Here is a 14,097-nt window from a genome sequence, read left to right as displayed (position 1 = left end):
GTTGGTGTGGAGGACGAGTGGCCGGGAGCAGTTTCGCCAGTCGAAGGCGCTTCTGCTCGACACGCCGAGCGCCGTCGGCGTGTCGTGTGGATCGGCCTGCGACTCGGAAAAGGCGGCCGAAGGGTGGGCCGTGCGAGGCGCGGCTCAGCCGCGGACGCAGCGCAGGAAGCGGTAGCGGATGCCGCTCGTCGACGTGTGCCAGCCCTCGGCCGGGTCGACGTCGGCGACCTGCCACGAGCCGTCCACCTCGGGGCCGAACGTGTCACCCTCGACCGCGAGGTCGAGCTCGGTGACCTCGAGCCGGTCGGCGCGGCCGATGACGGCACTGAAGATCTCGGCCCCGCCGATCACCCAGATCCGGTCGGGGTCGCCGCCGCCCGCGAGCGCGAGCGCGTCCTCGACGGAAGCCGCCAGCTCGGCGCCCTCGGCCGACCAGTCGGGCCGCCGCGTCACCACGATGTTCCGCCGCTCGGACAAGGGCCGGAACCGCGGCGGCAGCGATTCCCAGGTCTTGCGGCCCATCACGACGGGTCCGCCGCCCGTGAGCTCCTTGAAGTGCGCGAGGTCCTCCGGCACGTGCCACGGCATGCCGCCGCCCGCGCCGATCACGCCGCCACGCGCCTCGGCCCAGATCATCCCGATCGCAGGCCCGGCGGCATCCGCGGCCTCCGCTCCCCCGCCGCTCATACCGCGACGGCCGCGCGGATCGCCGGGTGGTGCCGGTAGTCCTCGACCACGAAGTCCTCGAATACGTAGTCGAGGATCGAGTCGGGCGTGCGCGCGAACCGCAGCGTCGGCGCCGGATACGGCGAGCGCGACAGCTGCTCGGTCACCTGCTCGACGTGGTTGTCGTAGATGTGGCAGTCGCCGCCGGTCCACACGAAGTCGCCGGCCCCGAGCCCGGTCTGCTGCGCGACCATGTGGGTGAGCAGCGCGTACGAGGCGATGTTGAACGGCACCCCGAGGAACAGGTCGGCGCTGCGCTGGTACAGCTGGCACGAGAGGCGCCCGTCGGCGACGTAGAACTGGAAGAACGCGTGGCACGGCGCGAGCGCCATGCGCGGGATGTCGGCCGGGTTCCACGCCGAGACGATGAGACGGCGCGAATCGGGATTGCGCCGGATCTCGTCGACGACCTCCGTGATCTGGTCGATGGTCTCGCCCGACGGCGTCGGCCAGGAGCGCCACTGCACGCCGTACACGGGGCCGAGCTCGCCCGTGGCATCCGCCCATTCGTCCCAGATGGTGACGCCGTGCTCCTGCAGCCAGCGCACGTTCGACTCGCCGCGGAGGAACCAGAGCAGCTCGTACGCGATCGACGGGAAGTGCACCCGCTTCGTCGTGACGAGCGGGAAGCCCTGAGAGAGGTCGAACCGCAACTGGCGTCCGAAGACGCTCCGGGTGCCCGTGCCGGTGCGGTCGGACTTGGGGGTGCCGTGCTCGAGCACGTCGCGCAGGAGGTCCTCGTAGGGCGTGGGAATCGTCTCGGCCATCGCGTCGATGGTACTCGCGCGAGGCGGCGGGTGGGCGGATGCCGCGGGCGCGCCGTGCGCGTCACGCATCGTCACACGGGGCGCGCGCCGACCCGCCGCGACGTAGCATCGCGACATGGACTGGCTCCCGACGCTCATGGCGGGCCTCGGCCTGCCCGCGGTTGCGACCGCGATCGGCGTGGCCTGGCGCGCCCGCACCGGACGCCTGCGCGAGACGCCGGCCGGGGAGCTCCGCGCCGAGACGGATGCCGCGGCGCTCGACCTCTCCCCCGGCGCGCTCGGCTCGTCTGCGACGCTCGTGCAGTTCTCGACCGAGTACTGCAGCCGGTGCCCGGCGACAGCCAGGCAGCTCGCGCGCGTCGCGGCACGGTACGACGGCGTGCGTCACGTCGAGGTCGACGTCACTCATCGCGCCGACCTCGCCGGCCGGTTCCACGTGCTGCAGACGCCGACGACGCTCATCCTCGACGCGCGGGGACACGCGAGCGCCCGCATCGGCGGCGTCCCTCGACTCGACGCCGTGCAGGAGCACCTCGACCGACTCACCCGGAGGACTCATGTCGCATCCTGAACCCGCCGGCATCGACCCCCGCGGCCCCCGCTTCACGGCCGGCGTCACGGCGGTGCTGCTGCTCGTCACGGTCGTGCTCGGGGTGGGCGGGGCCAGCGTCGCCGCCTGGATCCTGCTCACGGCGATCTGCCTCGTCTTCGCGTGGAGCGCCGTGGCCGGCATCCGCCGGAACCCGTTCTCGGTCGTCTTCCGCACGATCGTGCGCCCGCGACTCCGCCCGCCGGCCGAGCTCGAGGACCCGCGCCCGCCGACGTTCGCGCAGGGCGTCGGCTTCGCGGTCACGATCGCGGGCGTCGTCCTGGGCGCGCTGGGCGTGGCGGCGGCGGTGCCGATCGCCGCGTCACTCGCGTTCATCGCGGCGTTCCTGAACGCCGTGTTCGGGTACTGCCTCGGCTGCCAGCTGTACCTGGTGCTCGTGCGCGCACGAGTCATCCCCAGGACCTGACCGTTGCGGCATCCTCCCGGATAGGCTGGGAACCCGGCTCGAGGAGGAGGATCACCCATGGCACTGACGAGTGAGGCGACGACGATCTGGAAGGGAACGCTCTTCGAGGGATCGGGCGACGTGACCCTGGACTCCTCGGGGCTCGCCACGTTCCCGGTGAACTGGAAGGCTCGCTCGGAGGGTGTCGCGAACATGACGAACCCCGAGGAAATGCTCGCGGCCGCGCACTCGTCGTGCTTCTCGATGGCGCTCTCGCTCGCGCTCGCGCAGGCGGGGCACCCGGCCGAGAGCATCCAGACGACCGCGGCCGTGACGTTCGAGGCCGGCAAGGGCGTGCTCGGCAGCCACCTGCTCGTGAGCGCGCGGGTGCCGGGCATCACGGAGGAGGAGTTCGAGGCGTTCGCCGACGGGGCCAAGCAGAACTGTCCGATCTCGCAGGCCCTCGCCATCCCGATCACGATCGAAGCCGAGCTCGCCTGACGTGCGAGTGCTCATCGCCGGCGCGTCCGGCTTCATCGGGACCGCGCTCGTCAAGCGACTCGGGGCCGAGGGCCACGAGGTGGTGCGCCTCGTGCGTCGCCGCGCCCAGGGGATCGACGAAGCTTCGTGGTCGCCCGGATCCGGCATCATCGACTTCACCGTGATGGACCGGATCGACGCGGTCGTGAACCTCTCGGGCGCGTCGCTGGGGCGCCTGCCGTGGACGAAGGGCTATCGCGGCGAGATCGTCGACTCACGGGTCACCGCCACGCGCACGCTCGCCGACGCGATGCGCAGGGCGAAGCGACCGCCGCCGGTGTTCCTCAGCGCATCGGCCGTCGGCTACTACGGCGACCGTCCGGGCGAACTGCTGACCGAGTTCTCCAGCGCCGGCTCCGGCTTCCTCTCCGAGGTCGTGCAGCGCTGGGAGGCCGCCGCGATGCTCGCCCCGCCGGAGACCCGCACCGCCGTCTTCCGCACCGGGATCGTGGTCGGGCACGGCGGCGCCCTGCAGCGGGTGAACACGCTCACACGCCTGGGCCTCTCGAGTCGGCTGGGCACGGGTGGACAGCACTGGCCGTGGATCTCGCTGGACGACGAGGTGGCGGCGATCGCGCACCTGCTCGAGTCGAGACTCTCGGGTCCCGTGAACCTCGCCGGCCCGACGCCCGCCACGGCCGACCGTGTCATGAATGCGATGGCCGAGCGGATGCGCCGGCCGTACACGTTGGCAGTGCCCGAGCGCATGCTCGGGCTCGCCCTGGGGCGGGCCGCCGACGAGTTGCTGCTCTCGAGCCAGAAGGTGCGTCCGCAACGCCTGATCGACGACGGATTCCGCTTCACGCACGTGAAGGTCGAGTCCGCCCTCGACGCGATGCTCAGCGCTCCGAGCGCTCCGAGCGCTCGAGCGTGATCGCCCGGCGCACGGCGGCTCGCGCCCGACGACGGTCACCCGCCGCGTCGTAGGCGAGACCGAGGCGCAACCACGCCCGCCACGACTCGGGCGCCGCCTCCGCCGCGGCCCGGAAGCCGTCGAACGCGGCATCCGCCGCCGCGCGCTCGGGCCGGCCGCTCGGCAGCACGGGGAGGCCGAGGTCGAGGCCGCCCTCCGCATCGAGACGGCGCACGAGCGCCTGCGAGCGCACGCCGAACGTGATCTCGCGCCAGAGCGCCCATGCCGCGATGAACGGCAGCACGATGAGCGCGAGGCCCATGGCGATCGCAACGGGTTCGCCGGTGGCGAGGAACTGCACCGCCCGCCAGCCCACGAGCGCGATGTACAGCGAAAGCAGCGCCGCCATCAGGATGGCCCCGACCCTGGCGCTCATGCCACGGTGCCGGGAAGTCCCAGGTCGAGCAGCGCGTCGAGGCCGACGACGACGCCCGTCGCCTCGGGTGCCCGGCGGAGCGCCAGGAGGATGCCCTGTTCGTACGCCGATTGCGACCCGGTGGAGTGCGAGATCGTGAGCGTCTCGCCCTCGCCGCCCATGATGACCCGCTGCTCGGCGGTGACGCCTGACAGGCGCAGGCTGTGCACGGGCACCCCCGAGACCAGCTGCCCGCGCGCACGCTGGTCGGCGTGCGGCGCGGCCACCGGGCCCGCGTCGCCGCGCGCCTCGCCGATGAGCTCGGCCGTGCGCACGGCGGTGCCCGATGGTGAGTCGACCTTGCCCGCGTGGTGCGCCTCGACGATCTCGATCGAGTCGAAGTACGGGGCGGCGAGCGCGGCGAAGGCGCTGCCGAGCACGCTGCCGATCGAGAAGTTGGGGACGAACAGCACGGCGCCGGCATCGTCGTGCCCGCGCACGAACTGGGCGATCTCGGTGATGCGCTCGCTCGACCAGCCCGACGTGCCGACGACGATGGGGATGCCCGCGCCGGTCGCGAACTCGACGATGGCGGCACTGGCGGCGGGGTGGGTGACGTCGAGCGCGACATCCGCACCGAGCATCTCGTCGAGGTCCGACCGGGAGGTGAGCGCCGCGTGGAGCTCGAGGTCGTCGGCCTCCTCGATGAGCCGAATCGCCAACCGTCCCATCCTACCCGTGGCCCCGGCCACGGCGACCCGTATCGTCACCCGCCTCACACTAGCAAGGCGAACGAAGGGGGCCGACTCCGTCGGTGGAGCAGTCATAGGCTGGGGACATGCGGTTCCGAGCGGTCGACGTGACGAGTCCCGAGGCGGTGGCGGAGCTCGACGCCTACTTCGCCGAGCGTGCGGCGGGATTCCCGGCCGAGCAGGGCGTGTACCGGCCCACCTACCCCGACTCCCCCTCCTTCACGCCTCCGGCCGGCGTGTTCCTCCTCGTCGAGGACGATGACGGACTCATCGGCTGCGGCGGTGTGCGGCGCATCGACCCCCGACTGGAGACGGGCGCGGCGCGATATGAGATCAAGCACCTGTGGCTCCGGCCGGCAGCGCGCGGGCGCGGCGCGGGTCGGCGTCTGCTCGAGGAGCTCGAGCGCCGCGCGACGGCGTTCGGCGCCGAGGAGCTCGTGCTCGACACCAACGCGAGCCTGGCGGCCGCTGGCGGCCTCTACCGCTCGAGCGGCTACTCGACGATCGAGCCGTACAACGACAACCCGAACGCGACGCACTGGTACGGCAAGCGCCTGCAGCCTCAGATCAGGTAGGGCTCGGGCAATCCCGTCCGTAGTTCGGGCGGCAGGTGCGCGACGTCGTTGTGGGTGAGCAGGCTCCATGGGCGCCCCGACTTCTGCGTGAGCACCGTGAGCCCGCAGTTCGCCTGGTTGATCGAGAGCCAGCGCCAGTCGGGCGCGCCGAGCGCCTCCCGCACGAGCCACGCGATCACGAAGTTGTGCGTGATGAGCAGGTCGTGCCGATCTTCGCGATGCGAGCGCAGGAACTCGGCCGCGGCATCCGCCATCTGCGCACTGCCCGCCTCGATCTCGGCCTCCGTGACGGACCCGAAGAACGGGTCGTACACCTTGGGCGTCTCGGGGGCGGGCCCCGATGGGATGCAGTCGAACAGGAGCGCGGACGGCTCGGGCTTCAGCGCCGGCATCTTCGCCGCGATGATCGCCGCGGTCTCGGCCGCGCGCTGGAGCGGCGAGTGCCATGCGTGATCGAACGGCACGCCGCCGAGCCGTTCGGCGAGGAACTCCGCCTGCCGCCGCCCCCGCGGGGAGAGGGGGCCGTCGGGCATGCCGTGCTCGGCGTCGAGCTGCTCGCCGTGGCGGACGAGGTAGAGGTGATGGGGCACGGTCCTGCTTCCTTGTGCGGCGTCGGTGCCGGCGTCAGCCGACGTCGAGGGTCGATGCGGCCGGTTCGATCGCATAGTGGAAGGCCGACTCGTCGGTCGCACCCACGGCGACCAGCGAGAACGGCCGGGAGACGAGGTCCTGCGCGAGCGACTGCACGTCGTCAACGGTGACGAGCGCCGTGCGCCGGAGGGCCTCGTCGAGGTCCACGAACTCGCCGAGCGTGAGCTCGGCGCGTCCGAGCCGCGACATCCGGGTGTCGGAGTCCTCGAGGGCGAGGGCGGATGCCCCGCCGAGCTGACCGGCGGCCCGGTGGAGCTCGTCGGGGGTGATGCCGTGCTCGGCGACGCGCTCGAGCTCGGTGCGCATGAGCGCGGCGACCGTGCCGGCCTTCGCGGGCGCGCAGCCGGCGTACATGCCGAAGATGCCCGCATCCGAGTACGCCTGAGCGAACGAGTACACCGAGTAGGCGAGCCCGCGTCGCTCCCGCACCTGCTGGAAGAGCCGCGACGACATGCCCGAACCGAAGGCCGTGTTGAGCACGCTCATGGTGGAGCGACGCTCATCGGTCGCGACGAGGCCGGGAACGCCCATGAGCAGGTTGACCTGCTCGATGGGGCGCGACACGACGGTGACGGCCGCACCGGTCTCGAGGTAGGCCGGTTCGGTCGACCGGCGCTCGACCGGTGGCGCCTGGGCGGTCAGGTCCCATCCGGCTCGCGTGAGCGCCCGTTCCAGGTCGCCGACGAGCCGGTCGTGGTCGACCGCGCCCGCGACCGTGACGACCAGGTCCTGCGGCCGGTAATTCGCCTGGAAGTGCGCCCACACCGCGTCGCGGGTCGCGGCCCGGATGGTCTCGGGATCGCCGCCGATGGGACGGCCCAGCGGATGCTCCCCCAGCACGGCCTCGAAGAACCGCTCGTTCGCGACATCGGCGGGATCGTCGCCCGCCATCGAGAGCTCCTCGAGGATGACGCCGCGCTCATTGTCGAACTCGAGCGGGTCGAGCAGCGACGACGTGAACATGTCGGCGAGCGCGCCGATCGCCATGGGGAGATCGCGGTCCTGCACCCTGGCGTAGTAGCAGGTGTACTCCTTCGCCGTGAGCGCATTGTGCTCGCCGCCGACCGAGTCGAAGGAGATGGCAATGTCGAGCGCCGTTCGCTCGGCCGTGCCTTTGAAGAGCAGGTGCTCGAGGAAGTGCGTCGAGCCGTAGGTGGCGGGCAGTGCGCCGTCGGCGTGATGCTCGTCGCGCGAGCCCACGGCAACCCAGAACCCGACCGTGACGCTGCGGCTGCCCGGCACCTGCTCGCTGAGCACCCGCACACCCGACGGGAGGACGCTGCGCCGGACTCGGGCGTCGCCCGCCGCCGTGAAGCCGAGTTCGGACTGGCCGAGTGGGAGGTCGACGGCACCGTTCATCGCACCCAGCCTACGTCACGGCGGGCGCAATCCCACCGGCGATGCCGTTCGCGCGCCGGCTCAGGCGGACGCGCGGTCGAGCTCGACGATCTCCGAGCGGTGCAGTTCGACGGATGCCGCGGCCAGCAGCGCCTCGACCTGATCGGGCCTCGTCGCACTCGCGACGGGCGCCGAGACGGTGGGCTTCACGAGGAGCCACGCGAGCGCGACGGTGGCGGGCTGCACGCCGTGCGCGAAGGCGATCTCGTCGAGTGCGGCGAGCACGCGGTGACCGCGGCGGCCGAGGTGACGCGCGGCCCGCTCGCCGCGGATGTCGCGTCGCACGTCGGAACGCCGCCTGACCTGCCCGCCGAGGAAGCCGTTCGCGAGCGCGAAGTACGGCAGCACCGCAAGGCCCTGGGCGTGCGCGACGAGCTCGGCGGCGCCCTCGAACGGCCGACGCTGCATGAGGTTGTAGGCGGTCGTGAGCGCCTCGAACCGGGGCAGGCCGTTCGCGGCGAGCACCCGCGCCTCGATGAGTCGTTCGGGTGGGAAGTCGGAGGCGCCGATCGAGCGCACCTTGCCCTCGGCGACGAGCGCACCGACGGCCCCGAGGCTCTCCTCGAGCGGGACGGCGGGGTCGTCGCCGTGGAAGAACAGGATGTCGATCCGATCGGTGCGCAGGCGCATGAGCGAATCGTCGACGGCGGCCCGCAGCTCCGCAGGTGCGAGGCCGGGGTGGTCGGCGTGACGACCGACCTTGGTCATGACGTGCACACGATCGCGGCTGCGCCGCGACGCCATCCACGACCCGATGATGGACTCGCTGCGCCCGGCGGCGTAGCTGTCGGCCGTGTCGATGAGGTCGCCGCCCGTGCCCGCGAACCGATCGAGCACGTCGAAGGCGGCGTCGGGACCGAGGGTCCAGCCGAACGTGCTGCCGCCGAGCGCGAGCGGGTGCGTCGCGATGCCGGTGCCACCGAGGCCACGGCGCACGGGCACGGTGATGGGGCCGGACAGCGTGTTCGACTCGACCGTCTCGACCCGCGCCGTCGGTGCCGGCGCCACTCCAGGCGCGTCGGTCGCCGGCGCGTCATCGTGCGCGTCGTCGACGAGCATCGCCCCGGTGACCGTCGCCCCCGCGACGCTCACCGGATGTGCTCGGAAGCTGTGCCGTCGTGCCACGCGCCCCTCCTCCCCAGGATTGATTCCGACAATACGGGCTCGGGGTACGTGTCCCCCGGAACCACGCGTGAACCGTTACCGAATCGTATGCGAATCCCGCGTGTCGTGTCCCCCGAATTGGCGGCGTCCTGGGGTAATGGTCCCCTCAACGGGGGACCGGAACTTGCCGGATTCCTGAACGCGCGTTTAGGATGATAAACGTGCGTTCAGTTCCGCTCGAAGATGCCACCGCGGCAGCCCGCATCCGCGAGGTCGCCATCGTGCGCTTCGGTCGCCAGGGGTTCGAACGCACGAGTGTCCGTCAGATCGCCGCCGACGCCGGGGTGTCGCCCGCCCTCGTCATCCACCACTTCGGTTCGAAGGAGGGCCTGCGCGCCGCGTGCGACGAGTCCCTCGTGCGCCAGTTGATGGCGGAGAAGGCGAGGACCGAGGCACCCGCGATCGGTGCGACCATTCGCGAATGGCTCGACCGCCCCGAGCGGTTCGGCGCCTACATCGACTACTTCGCCACGATGCTCGCCGACGGGAGCGACGGTGGGAACCGGCTGTTCGACCGGATGCTCGGCGAGACCGTCGCCATGATCGAGAGAGGCGTCGCCGATGGCACGATGCATCCGTCGGCCGACCTCGAGATGCGTGCCGTCTTGATCACGCTCAACGGACTCGCGCCCCTCCTCCTGCGCGACCAGCTCGCACGGGTGCTCGGCGTACCGGTCACGAGCTCGGCGGCGCGGCGCATGACGCTGCCGATCCTCGAGCTCTACACCCACGGGCTCTACACCGACAGCCGCATCCTCGACGCCGCACGCGCCGCCCTCCAGGGCGAGCCGTCCACCGGCACGCCGGCGCCGTCCGACAAGGGACCGGGCAACCCGAATCGGAACCCCGACCCCACGAGACCGGAGAGCTCCCCAGCCTGACGGACCGCGCCGCGGCATCCGTCGCCCACCTCTCACTCGGAAGGACCGGCATGACAGAACGCTCCGCCGCCGTCACGACGCGCGGCCTCATCAAGCGCTACGGATCGCACACCGCGCTCCACGGCATCGACCTCGACATCCCGCGCGGCCGCGTGTTCGGGATGATCGGACCCAACGGCGCGGGCAAGACCACGACCATGCGCCTGCTCCTCGACATCATCCGCCCCTCGGGCGGCCAGCTGCAGGTGCTCGGCGAGGACCCCCGCACGGGCGGCTCGAGCCTGCGCCGGCGCGTGGGCTACCTGCCAGGCGAGCTCCACCTCCAGGCGCGCGTGCGCGGGCGCGAACTGTTCGCGCACTACGCCGAGATCTCGGGCACCGTGCGCGCAGGTACGGTCGAGTCGCTCGCCGACCGGCTCGGCCTCGATCTCAGCCGCCCGGTGCGGAGCCTCTCCAAGGGCAACAAGCAGAAGGTCGGACTCATCCAGGCCTTCATGCACGAGCCCGAACTGCTCGTGCTCGACGAGCCGACGAGCGGGCTCGACCCGCTCGTGCAACAGGAGTTCCACGCCATGCTCCGCGAGGCGAAGGACAAGGGCCAGACGGTGTTCCTGAGCTCGCATGTGCTGAGCGAGGTGCAGCAGACGGCCGACGACATCGCGATCCTGCGCTCGGGGCGCATCGTGAAGCTGTCGACCGTCGGGGCGCTCCGCGAGAGTGCGGTGCGCCACGTGCACGTGGTCGTGGCCGAGGCGGATTTCGCGGCCGCGCGCTCCGCGCTCATCGCGGTGCCCGGGATCGGCGAGCTCGCCGAAACCGGCGACGACGGTGCGACCCGAGCCCTGCAGACGACCATCAACTCGCACGTCGACGCGTTCGTGAAGGCCATCGCCCGATTCGACCTCGTCGACCTCACGATCGAGGAACCCGACCTCGAGGAGACCGTGCTCGGCTTCTACGGCACCGACGAGACCGCAACGGACGGGGAGCGATGAGGCGCGTGCTTCCGCTGTTCCGTCGCAGCCTCGCGGACACCTGGCGCGGCCTCGTCGGCTGGACGGCCGGCATCCTCGCCGCGCTGTTCCTCTATCTGCCGCTGTATCCGTCGATCGGCGGCAACGGGCAGATGAAGGACATCCTGGAATCGTTGCCGCCCGAGCTCGTGCAGACCCTCGGCTACGACGAGATCACCTCCGGTCCCGGGTACACCCAGGCGACCTTCTTCGGCCTCATCGGCTTCGTGCTCGTCACGATCGCCGCGGTCGGCTGGGGAACGAGCGCCATCGCGAACGACGAGGAGAACGGCCAGCTCGAGCTCACGCTCGCGCACGGCGTCACGAGGGGGCAGCTGTACGCGGAGCGCACGGCGGCGGTGCTGGCGAAGCTCCTGTGGCTCACGCTCGTCGGCGTCGCGGCGGTGCTCGTCCTGAACGAGCCCGCCGAGCTCGACATCGCCCTCGACGGCCTCCTCGCAACGGCCACGGCCTTCTTCGGGCTCGTCTCGCTCAGTGCCGTGGCCGCGATCGCGGTCGGCGGCATGACCGGGCGCCGCACCTGGGCGCTCGGCGCGGGCACCGGCGTCGCGGTCTACGGGTACGCCGTCAACGCGCTCGGCAACCAGAACGAGGACCTCGCCTGGCTGCACGACTGGTCGCCGTACAGCTGGGCGTACGCCGAGGACCCGATCTCCGAGGGCTGGGTCGGCCTGATCTGGCTGCTCTTCGCGGTGGCGGCGGCACTGCTCCTGATCGGCTGGCTCGTGTTCCGGCGGCGCGACGTGGCGGTGTGAGACGGGGGGATGGCGCGGCCTCGTGTCGCGGCATCCGCTGCGTTCGCCGTCGCCCGCGGGGCTCAGCGCCCCGCGCGCCGCACGATCGCCTCGGCCTGGCGCAGCACGGGCGCGTCGACCATGCCGCCCCGGAACGCGAATACGCCGGGACCGCCCTCGGCCGCGGCGAGCACGTCGCGGGCCCACGCGAGGCGCTCGGAGCTCGGCCGGTACGCGTCGCGCACGACCGCCACCTGGGCCGGATGGATGCACGCCGTCGCGGCGAATCCGAGCGCCGCGGCATCCTCCGCCTCGGACGCGAGGCCCAAGGTGTCGCCGATGCCGAGGTGCACGGCGTCGATTGCGGCGATGCCGTTCGCTCCCGCCGCGAGGAGCACCCGCGAGCGGGCGTGCACGGCGACGTCGCGGTACCGGCCGTCGGCGTGACGGCTCGAGGAGCCGCCGAGCGACGCCACCAGGTCCTCGGCGCCCCACATGAGGCCCGACACGTTCGGCAGCTGCGCAACCTCGTCGGCCGCCACGACGCCGCGGGCGGTCTCGCAGAGGGCGATGACCTCGAGCTCCGCCAGTTCGACGAGATCGGGGGTGCCCTCGCACTTGGCGAGCATGACGGTGCGGTAGTCGGTGGCCCGGAGCGCGGCGAGGTCGTCGGCGAGGTGCGGCGTGGAAGCGGGATTGACCCGCACGATCACGCGCTCGGGATCGAGCGTCGACTCGACAAGGGCGAGTCGCGCCTCGTGCTTGGCGTCCTCGGCGACGGCGTCCTCGAGGTCGAGGATCACCGCGTCGGCCCGCCCCGCGGCCTTCTCGTACCGATCGGGCCGGTCGGCGGGGCAGAACAGCAGCGCGGGCCCGAACCGGAACGGCGGGTGCCTCATCCGTTCGCCCCGCCTTCGGCTCCGGATGCCCCGGCTGCGCCTGATGCCTGCTCGCCGGCCTCGCGCGTCCACACGAGCATGGTGCGCGACGCCGTGGCCACGACCACGCCGTCCTGGTTCCGCGCCGTGTGCGCGAGCACCACGATGCCTTCGCCCGGCCGCGACGACGAGAGCCGCTTCGACTCCACGACGCTCTCGCCGTAGAGGGTGTCGCCGACGAACACCGGGTGCGGGAACGCGACGGCGCCGAAGCCCAGGTTCGCCACGAGGGTGCCGCGGGTGAGCTGGCTCACGGACTGGCCCACGAGCGTCGACAGCGTGAACAGCGAGTTCACGAGCGGCTGTCCGAACGGCTGGCCGGCCGACCACGCCGCATCGAGGTGCAGGGGCTGCGGGTTCATCGTGAGGGTCGTGAAGAGCACGTTGTCGGCCTCGGTCACGGTGCGGCCGGGGCGATGCAGGTAGCGCACGCCCTCCTCGAACTCCTCGAACCAGAGTCCGCGCTCCACGATCTCGCGCATCGGGACGTCCGACATGTCGGGACCTCCTAGCCGATGCCCAGCTCGCGCGCGATGACCATGAGCTGCACCTCGTTCGTGCCCTCGCCGATCTCGAGGATCTTCGAATCACGGTAGTGCCTGGCGACGAGCGTCTCGTTCATGAACCCCATGCCGCCGAAGATCTGGGTGGCGTCGCGGGCGTTGAGCATGGCCGCGTCGCTCGAGACGAGCTTCGCCATCGCAGCCTCCTTCTTGAAGGGCAGGCCTGCGTCGGCGCGACGGGCGGCGTCGTGCCAGGCGAGGCGGGCGGTGTGCACGCGCGCCTGCATCTGCGCGATGGTGAAGGCGATGTACTGATGAGACGCGATGGGGACGCCGAACACGTTGCGCGTCTTCGCGTAGGCGACGGCCTCATCGAGGCATCCCTGTGCGGCGCCCGTGGCGAGGGCCGCGATCGCGATGCGGCCCTCATCGAGGGTGCGCAGGAAGTTGGCGAAGCCGCGGCCGCGCTCGCCGAGCAGGTTGGCTGACGGCACCCGGACGCCGTCGAAGGTCAGCGGATGCGTGTCGGAGGCGCGCCAGCCCGACTTGTCGTAGCCGGGCCCGACCGTGAACCCCGGCGTGCCGTTCGGCACGATGATGGTCGACAGCTCCTTGTCGGTGGAACCGTCGTGGCGGGTCCGCTCACCGGTGACGGCCGCGACCGTGACGAATCGCGTGATGGGCGTGCCCGAGTTGGTGATGAACTGCTTCGAGCCGTTGACGACCCACTCGTCGCGGTCGAGCACGGCGGTCGTGCGCGTGGCGCCCGCGTCGGAGCCGGCCTCGGGCTCGGTCAGGCCGAACCCGGCCAGGGCGCGCCCGGCCAGGAGGTCGGGCAGGTACTCGGCCTTCTGCTCGTCGGTGCCGTGCCGGTAGACCGGCATCGCACCCAGGCCCACGGCCGCCTCGAGCGTGATCGCGATCGACTGGTCGACGCGACCGAGTGCCTCGATGGCGAGGCACAGCGCCAGGTAATCGCCGCCCTGGCCGCCGACCTCCTCGGGGAAGGGCAGGCCGAACAGGCCCATCTCGCCCATCTGCCCGACGACCTCCATGGACAGCGAGTGGGTGCGGTCGGCCTCGTACGACTGCGGGGCGACCACCGTGTCGGCGAAGTCGCAGACCGTGTCGTAGAGCTCCTGCTCCTCGTCGCTCAGCTGGTACTGCATGG

At 71.7% G+C, this 14,097-nt stretch carries 18 protein-coding genes; 8 read left to right on the top strand and 10 right to left on the bottom strand.

The features are described from left to right. Window positions 1-144 precede the first annotated feature (144 nt). Window positions 145-687, bottom strand: a complete 543-nt coding sequence (locus tag IEX31_RS07965; RefSeq protein ID WP_188742892.1) for a dihydrofolate reductase — start codon at window positions 685-687, stop codon at window positions 145-147. After that, on the bottom strand, window positions 684-1,493 hold the full coding sequence (locus tag IEX31_RS07960; protein WP_188742891.1) for a thymidylate synthase: 810 nt from the start codon (window positions 1,491-1,493) through the stop codon (window positions 684-686). The genes IEX31_RS07965 and IEX31_RS07960 overlap by 4 nt, the downstream gene beginning before the upstream one ends. Window positions 1,494-1,608: 115 nt before the next feature. Between IEX31_RS07960 and IEX31_RS07955 the strand changes: the two genes are divergently transcribed. From IEX31_RS07955 to IEX31_RS07940, 4 genes are read left to right on the top strand one after another with little or no spacing between them, the layout of a single operon-like run. Further along, on the top strand, window positions 1,609-2,064 hold the full coding sequence (locus IEX31_RS07955; RefSeq protein ID WP_229662193.1) for a TlpA family protein disulfide reductase: 456 nt from the start codon (window positions 1,609-1,611) through the stop codon (window positions 2,062-2,064). Next, a complete protein-coding gene (locus IEX31_RS07950; RefSeq protein WP_188742890.1) occupies window positions 2,051-2,509 on the top strand; it encodes a DUF4395 domain-containing protein in 459 nt (152 codons plus the stop codon). Before IEX31_RS07955 ends, IEX31_RS07950 begins: the two co-directional genes overlap by 14 nt. A 57-nt stretch (window positions 2,510-2,566) precedes the next feature. Next, window positions 2,567-2,989: an OsmC family peroxiredoxin gene (locus tag IEX31_RS07945; protein WP_188742889.1), complete on the top strand. Its 423-nt coding sequence runs from the start codon at window positions 2,567-2,569 to the stop codon at window positions 2,987-2,989. A gap of 1 nt (window position 2,990) precedes the next feature. Beyond that, the gene (locus tag IEX31_RS07940) at window positions 2,991-3,902 is read left to right on the top strand and encodes a TIGR01777 family oxidoreductase (protein ID WP_188742888.1); all 912 of its coding nucleotides are present in this window, start codon (window positions 2,991-2,993) and stop codon (window positions 3,900-3,902) included. Here the strand turns inward: IEX31_RS07940 and IEX31_RS07935 are convergent. Continuing rightward, window positions 3,868-4,317, bottom strand: a complete 450-nt coding sequence (locus IEX31_RS07935; RefSeq protein ID WP_188742887.1) for a hypothetical protein — start codon at window positions 4,315-4,317, stop codon at window positions 3,868-3,870. The genes IEX31_RS07940 and IEX31_RS07935 overlap by 35 nt on opposite strands. Next, window positions 4,314-5,066, bottom strand: coding sequence for a 4-hydroxy-tetrahydrodipicolinate reductase (gene dapB / locus IEX31_RS07930; protein WP_188742886.1), 753 nt, complete (start codon window positions 5,064-5,066; stop codon window positions 4,314-4,316). The genes IEX31_RS07935 and dapB overlap by 4 nt, the downstream gene beginning before the upstream one ends. Before the next feature lie 68 nt (window positions 5,067-5,134). On the opposite strand from dapB, the gene IEX31_RS07925 reads away from it, so the two are divergent. After that, window positions 5,135-5,623: a GNAT family N-acetyltransferase gene (locus IEX31_RS07925; RefSeq protein ID WP_188742885.1), complete on the top strand. Its 489-nt coding sequence runs from the start codon at window positions 5,135-5,137 to the stop codon at window positions 5,621-5,623. On the opposite strand, the gene IEX31_RS07920 is transcribed toward IEX31_RS07925, so the two are convergent. Genes IEX31_RS07920 through IEX31_RS07910 form a run of 3 tightly spaced genes read right to left on the bottom strand, consistent with a single transcriptional unit; the run spans window position 5,611 to window position 8,797 of the window. After that, complete coding sequence (locus tag IEX31_RS07920) at window positions 5,611-6,213, bottom strand: histidine phosphatase family protein (RefSeq protein WP_188742884.1); 603 nt, start codon at window positions 6,211-6,213, stop codon at window positions 5,611-5,613. The genes IEX31_RS07925 and IEX31_RS07920 overlap by 13 nt on opposite strands. 34 nt (window positions 6,214-6,247) lie before the next feature. Beyond that, entirely contained in the window at window positions 6,248-7,633 is a 1,386-nt protein-coding gene (locus IEX31_RS07915; protein ID WP_188742883.1) for a M16 family metallopeptidase, read from the bottom strand. Between the two features lie 60 nt (window positions 7,634-7,693). Continuing rightward, complete coding sequence (locus IEX31_RS07910) at window positions 7,694-8,797, bottom strand: aldo/keto reductase (RefSeq protein WP_229662192.1); 1,104 nt, start codon at window positions 8,795-8,797, stop codon at window positions 7,694-7,696. Window positions 8,798-8,988: 191 nt separating this feature from the next. On the opposite strand from IEX31_RS07910, the gene IEX31_RS07905 reads away from it, so the two are divergent. From IEX31_RS07905 to IEX31_RS07895, 3 genes are read left to right on the top strand one after another with little or no spacing between them, the layout of a single operon-like run. Continuing rightward, the gene (locus tag IEX31_RS07905; protein ID WP_373285511.1) at window positions 8,989-9,717 is read left to right on the top strand and encodes a TetR/AcrR family transcriptional regulator; all 729 of its coding nucleotides are present in this window, start codon (window positions 8,989-8,991) and stop codon (window positions 9,715-9,717) included. Window positions 9,718-9,767: 50 nt separating this feature from the next. Next, entirely contained in the window at window positions 9,768-10,712 is a 945-nt protein-coding gene (locus IEX31_RS07900) for an ABC transporter ATP-binding protein (RefSeq protein ID WP_188742881.1), read from the top strand. Beyond that, window positions 10,709-11,506, top strand: coding sequence for an efflux permease Rv1217c-related protein (locus IEX31_RS07895; protein ID WP_188742880.1), 798 nt, complete (start codon window positions 10,709-10,711; stop codon window positions 11,504-11,506). The genes IEX31_RS07900 and IEX31_RS07895 overlap by 4 nt, the downstream gene beginning before the upstream one ends. 62 nt (window positions 11,507-11,568) lie before the next feature. On the opposite strand, the gene IEX31_RS07890 is transcribed toward IEX31_RS07895, so the two are convergent. The 3 genes from IEX31_RS07890 to IEX31_RS07880 are packed head-to-tail and all read right to left on the bottom strand — an operon-like array spanning window position 11,569 to window position 14,095. Then, window positions 11,569-12,384, bottom strand: a complete 816-nt coding sequence (locus IEX31_RS07890) for an HpcH/HpaI aldolase/citrate lyase family protein (protein ID WP_188742879.1) — start codon at window positions 12,382-12,384, stop codon at window positions 11,569-11,571. Continuing rightward, on the bottom strand, window positions 12,381-12,920 hold the full coding sequence (locus IEX31_RS07885; RefSeq protein ID WP_229662191.1) for a MaoC family dehydratase: 540 nt from the start codon (window positions 12,918-12,920) through the stop codon (window positions 12,381-12,383). Before IEX31_RS07885 ends, IEX31_RS07890 begins: the two co-directional genes overlap by 4 nt. Window positions 12,921-12,931: 11 nt before the next feature. Beyond that, window positions 12,932-14,095: an acyl-CoA dehydrogenase family protein gene (locus IEX31_RS07880; RefSeq protein ID WP_188742878.1), complete on the bottom strand. Its 1,164-nt coding sequence runs from the start codon at window positions 14,093-14,095 to the stop codon at window positions 12,932-12,934. Between the last annotated feature and the right edge of the window lie 2 nt (window positions 14,096-14,097).

The sequence above is a fragment of the Agromyces bauzanensis genome (genome assembly GCF_014645655.1).
GTDB classification, from domain to species: Bacteria; Actinomycetota; Actinomycetes; order Actinomycetales; family Microbacteriaceae; genus Agromyces; species Agromyces bauzanensis.
This window is presented reverse-complemented; position numbering and strand designations above follow the sequence as displayed.

Coding starts and splice junctions, on each gene's coding strand:
- IEX31_RS07965 (WP_188742892.1), bottom strand. CDS start 687: ATGAGCGGCGGGGGAGCGGAGGCCGCGGATGCCGCCGGGCCTGCGATC.
- IEX31_RS07960 (WP_188742891.1), bottom strand. CDS start 1,493: ATGGCCGAGACGATTCCCACGCCCTACGAGGACCTCCTGCGCGACGTG.
- IEX31_RS07955 (WP_229662193.1), top strand. CDS start 1,609: ATGGACTGGCTCCCGACGCTCATGGCGGGCCTCGGCCTGCCCGCGGTT.
- IEX31_RS07950 (WP_188742890.1), top strand. CDS start 2,051: ATGTCGCATCCTGAACCCGCCGGCATCGACCCCCGCGGCCCCCGCTTC.
- IEX31_RS07945 (WP_188742889.1), top strand. CDS start 2,567: ATGGCACTGACGAGTGAGGCGACGACGATCTGGAAGGGAACGCTCTTC.
- IEX31_RS07935 (WP_188742887.1), bottom strand. CDS start 4,317: ATGAGCGCCAGGGTCGGGGCCATCCTGATGGCGGCGCTGCTTTCGCTG.
- IEX31_RS07925 (WP_188742885.1), top strand. CDS start 5,135: ATGCGGTTCCGAGCGGTCGACGTGACGAGTCCCGAGGCGGTGGCGGAG.
- IEX31_RS07915 (WP_188742883.1), bottom strand. CDS start 7,633: ATGAACGGTGCCGTCGACCTCCCACTCGGCCAGTCCGAACTCGGCTTC.
- IEX31_RS07905 (WP_373285511.1), top strand. CDS start 8,989: ATGATAAACGTGCGTTCAGTTCCGCTCGAAGATGCCACCGCGGCAGCC.
- IEX31_RS07900 (WP_188742881.1), top strand. CDS start 9,768: ATGACAGAACGCTCCGCCGCCGTCACGACGCGCGGCCTCATCAAGCGC.
- IEX31_RS07895 (WP_188742880.1), top strand. CDS start 10,709: ATGAGGCGCGTGCTTCCGCTGTTCCGTCGCAGCCTCGCGGACACCTGG.
- IEX31_RS07890 (WP_188742879.1), bottom strand. CDS start 12,384: ATGAGGCACCCGCCGTTCCGGTTCGGGCCCGCGCTGCTGTTCTGCCCC.
- IEX31_RS07885 (WP_229662191.1), bottom strand. CDS start 12,920: ATGTCGGACGTCCCGATGCGCGAGATCGTGGAGCGCGGACTCTGGTTC.
- IEX31_RS07880 (WP_188742878.1), bottom strand. CDS start 14,095: ATGCAGTACCAGCTGAGCGACGAGGAGCAGGAGCTCTACGACACGGTC.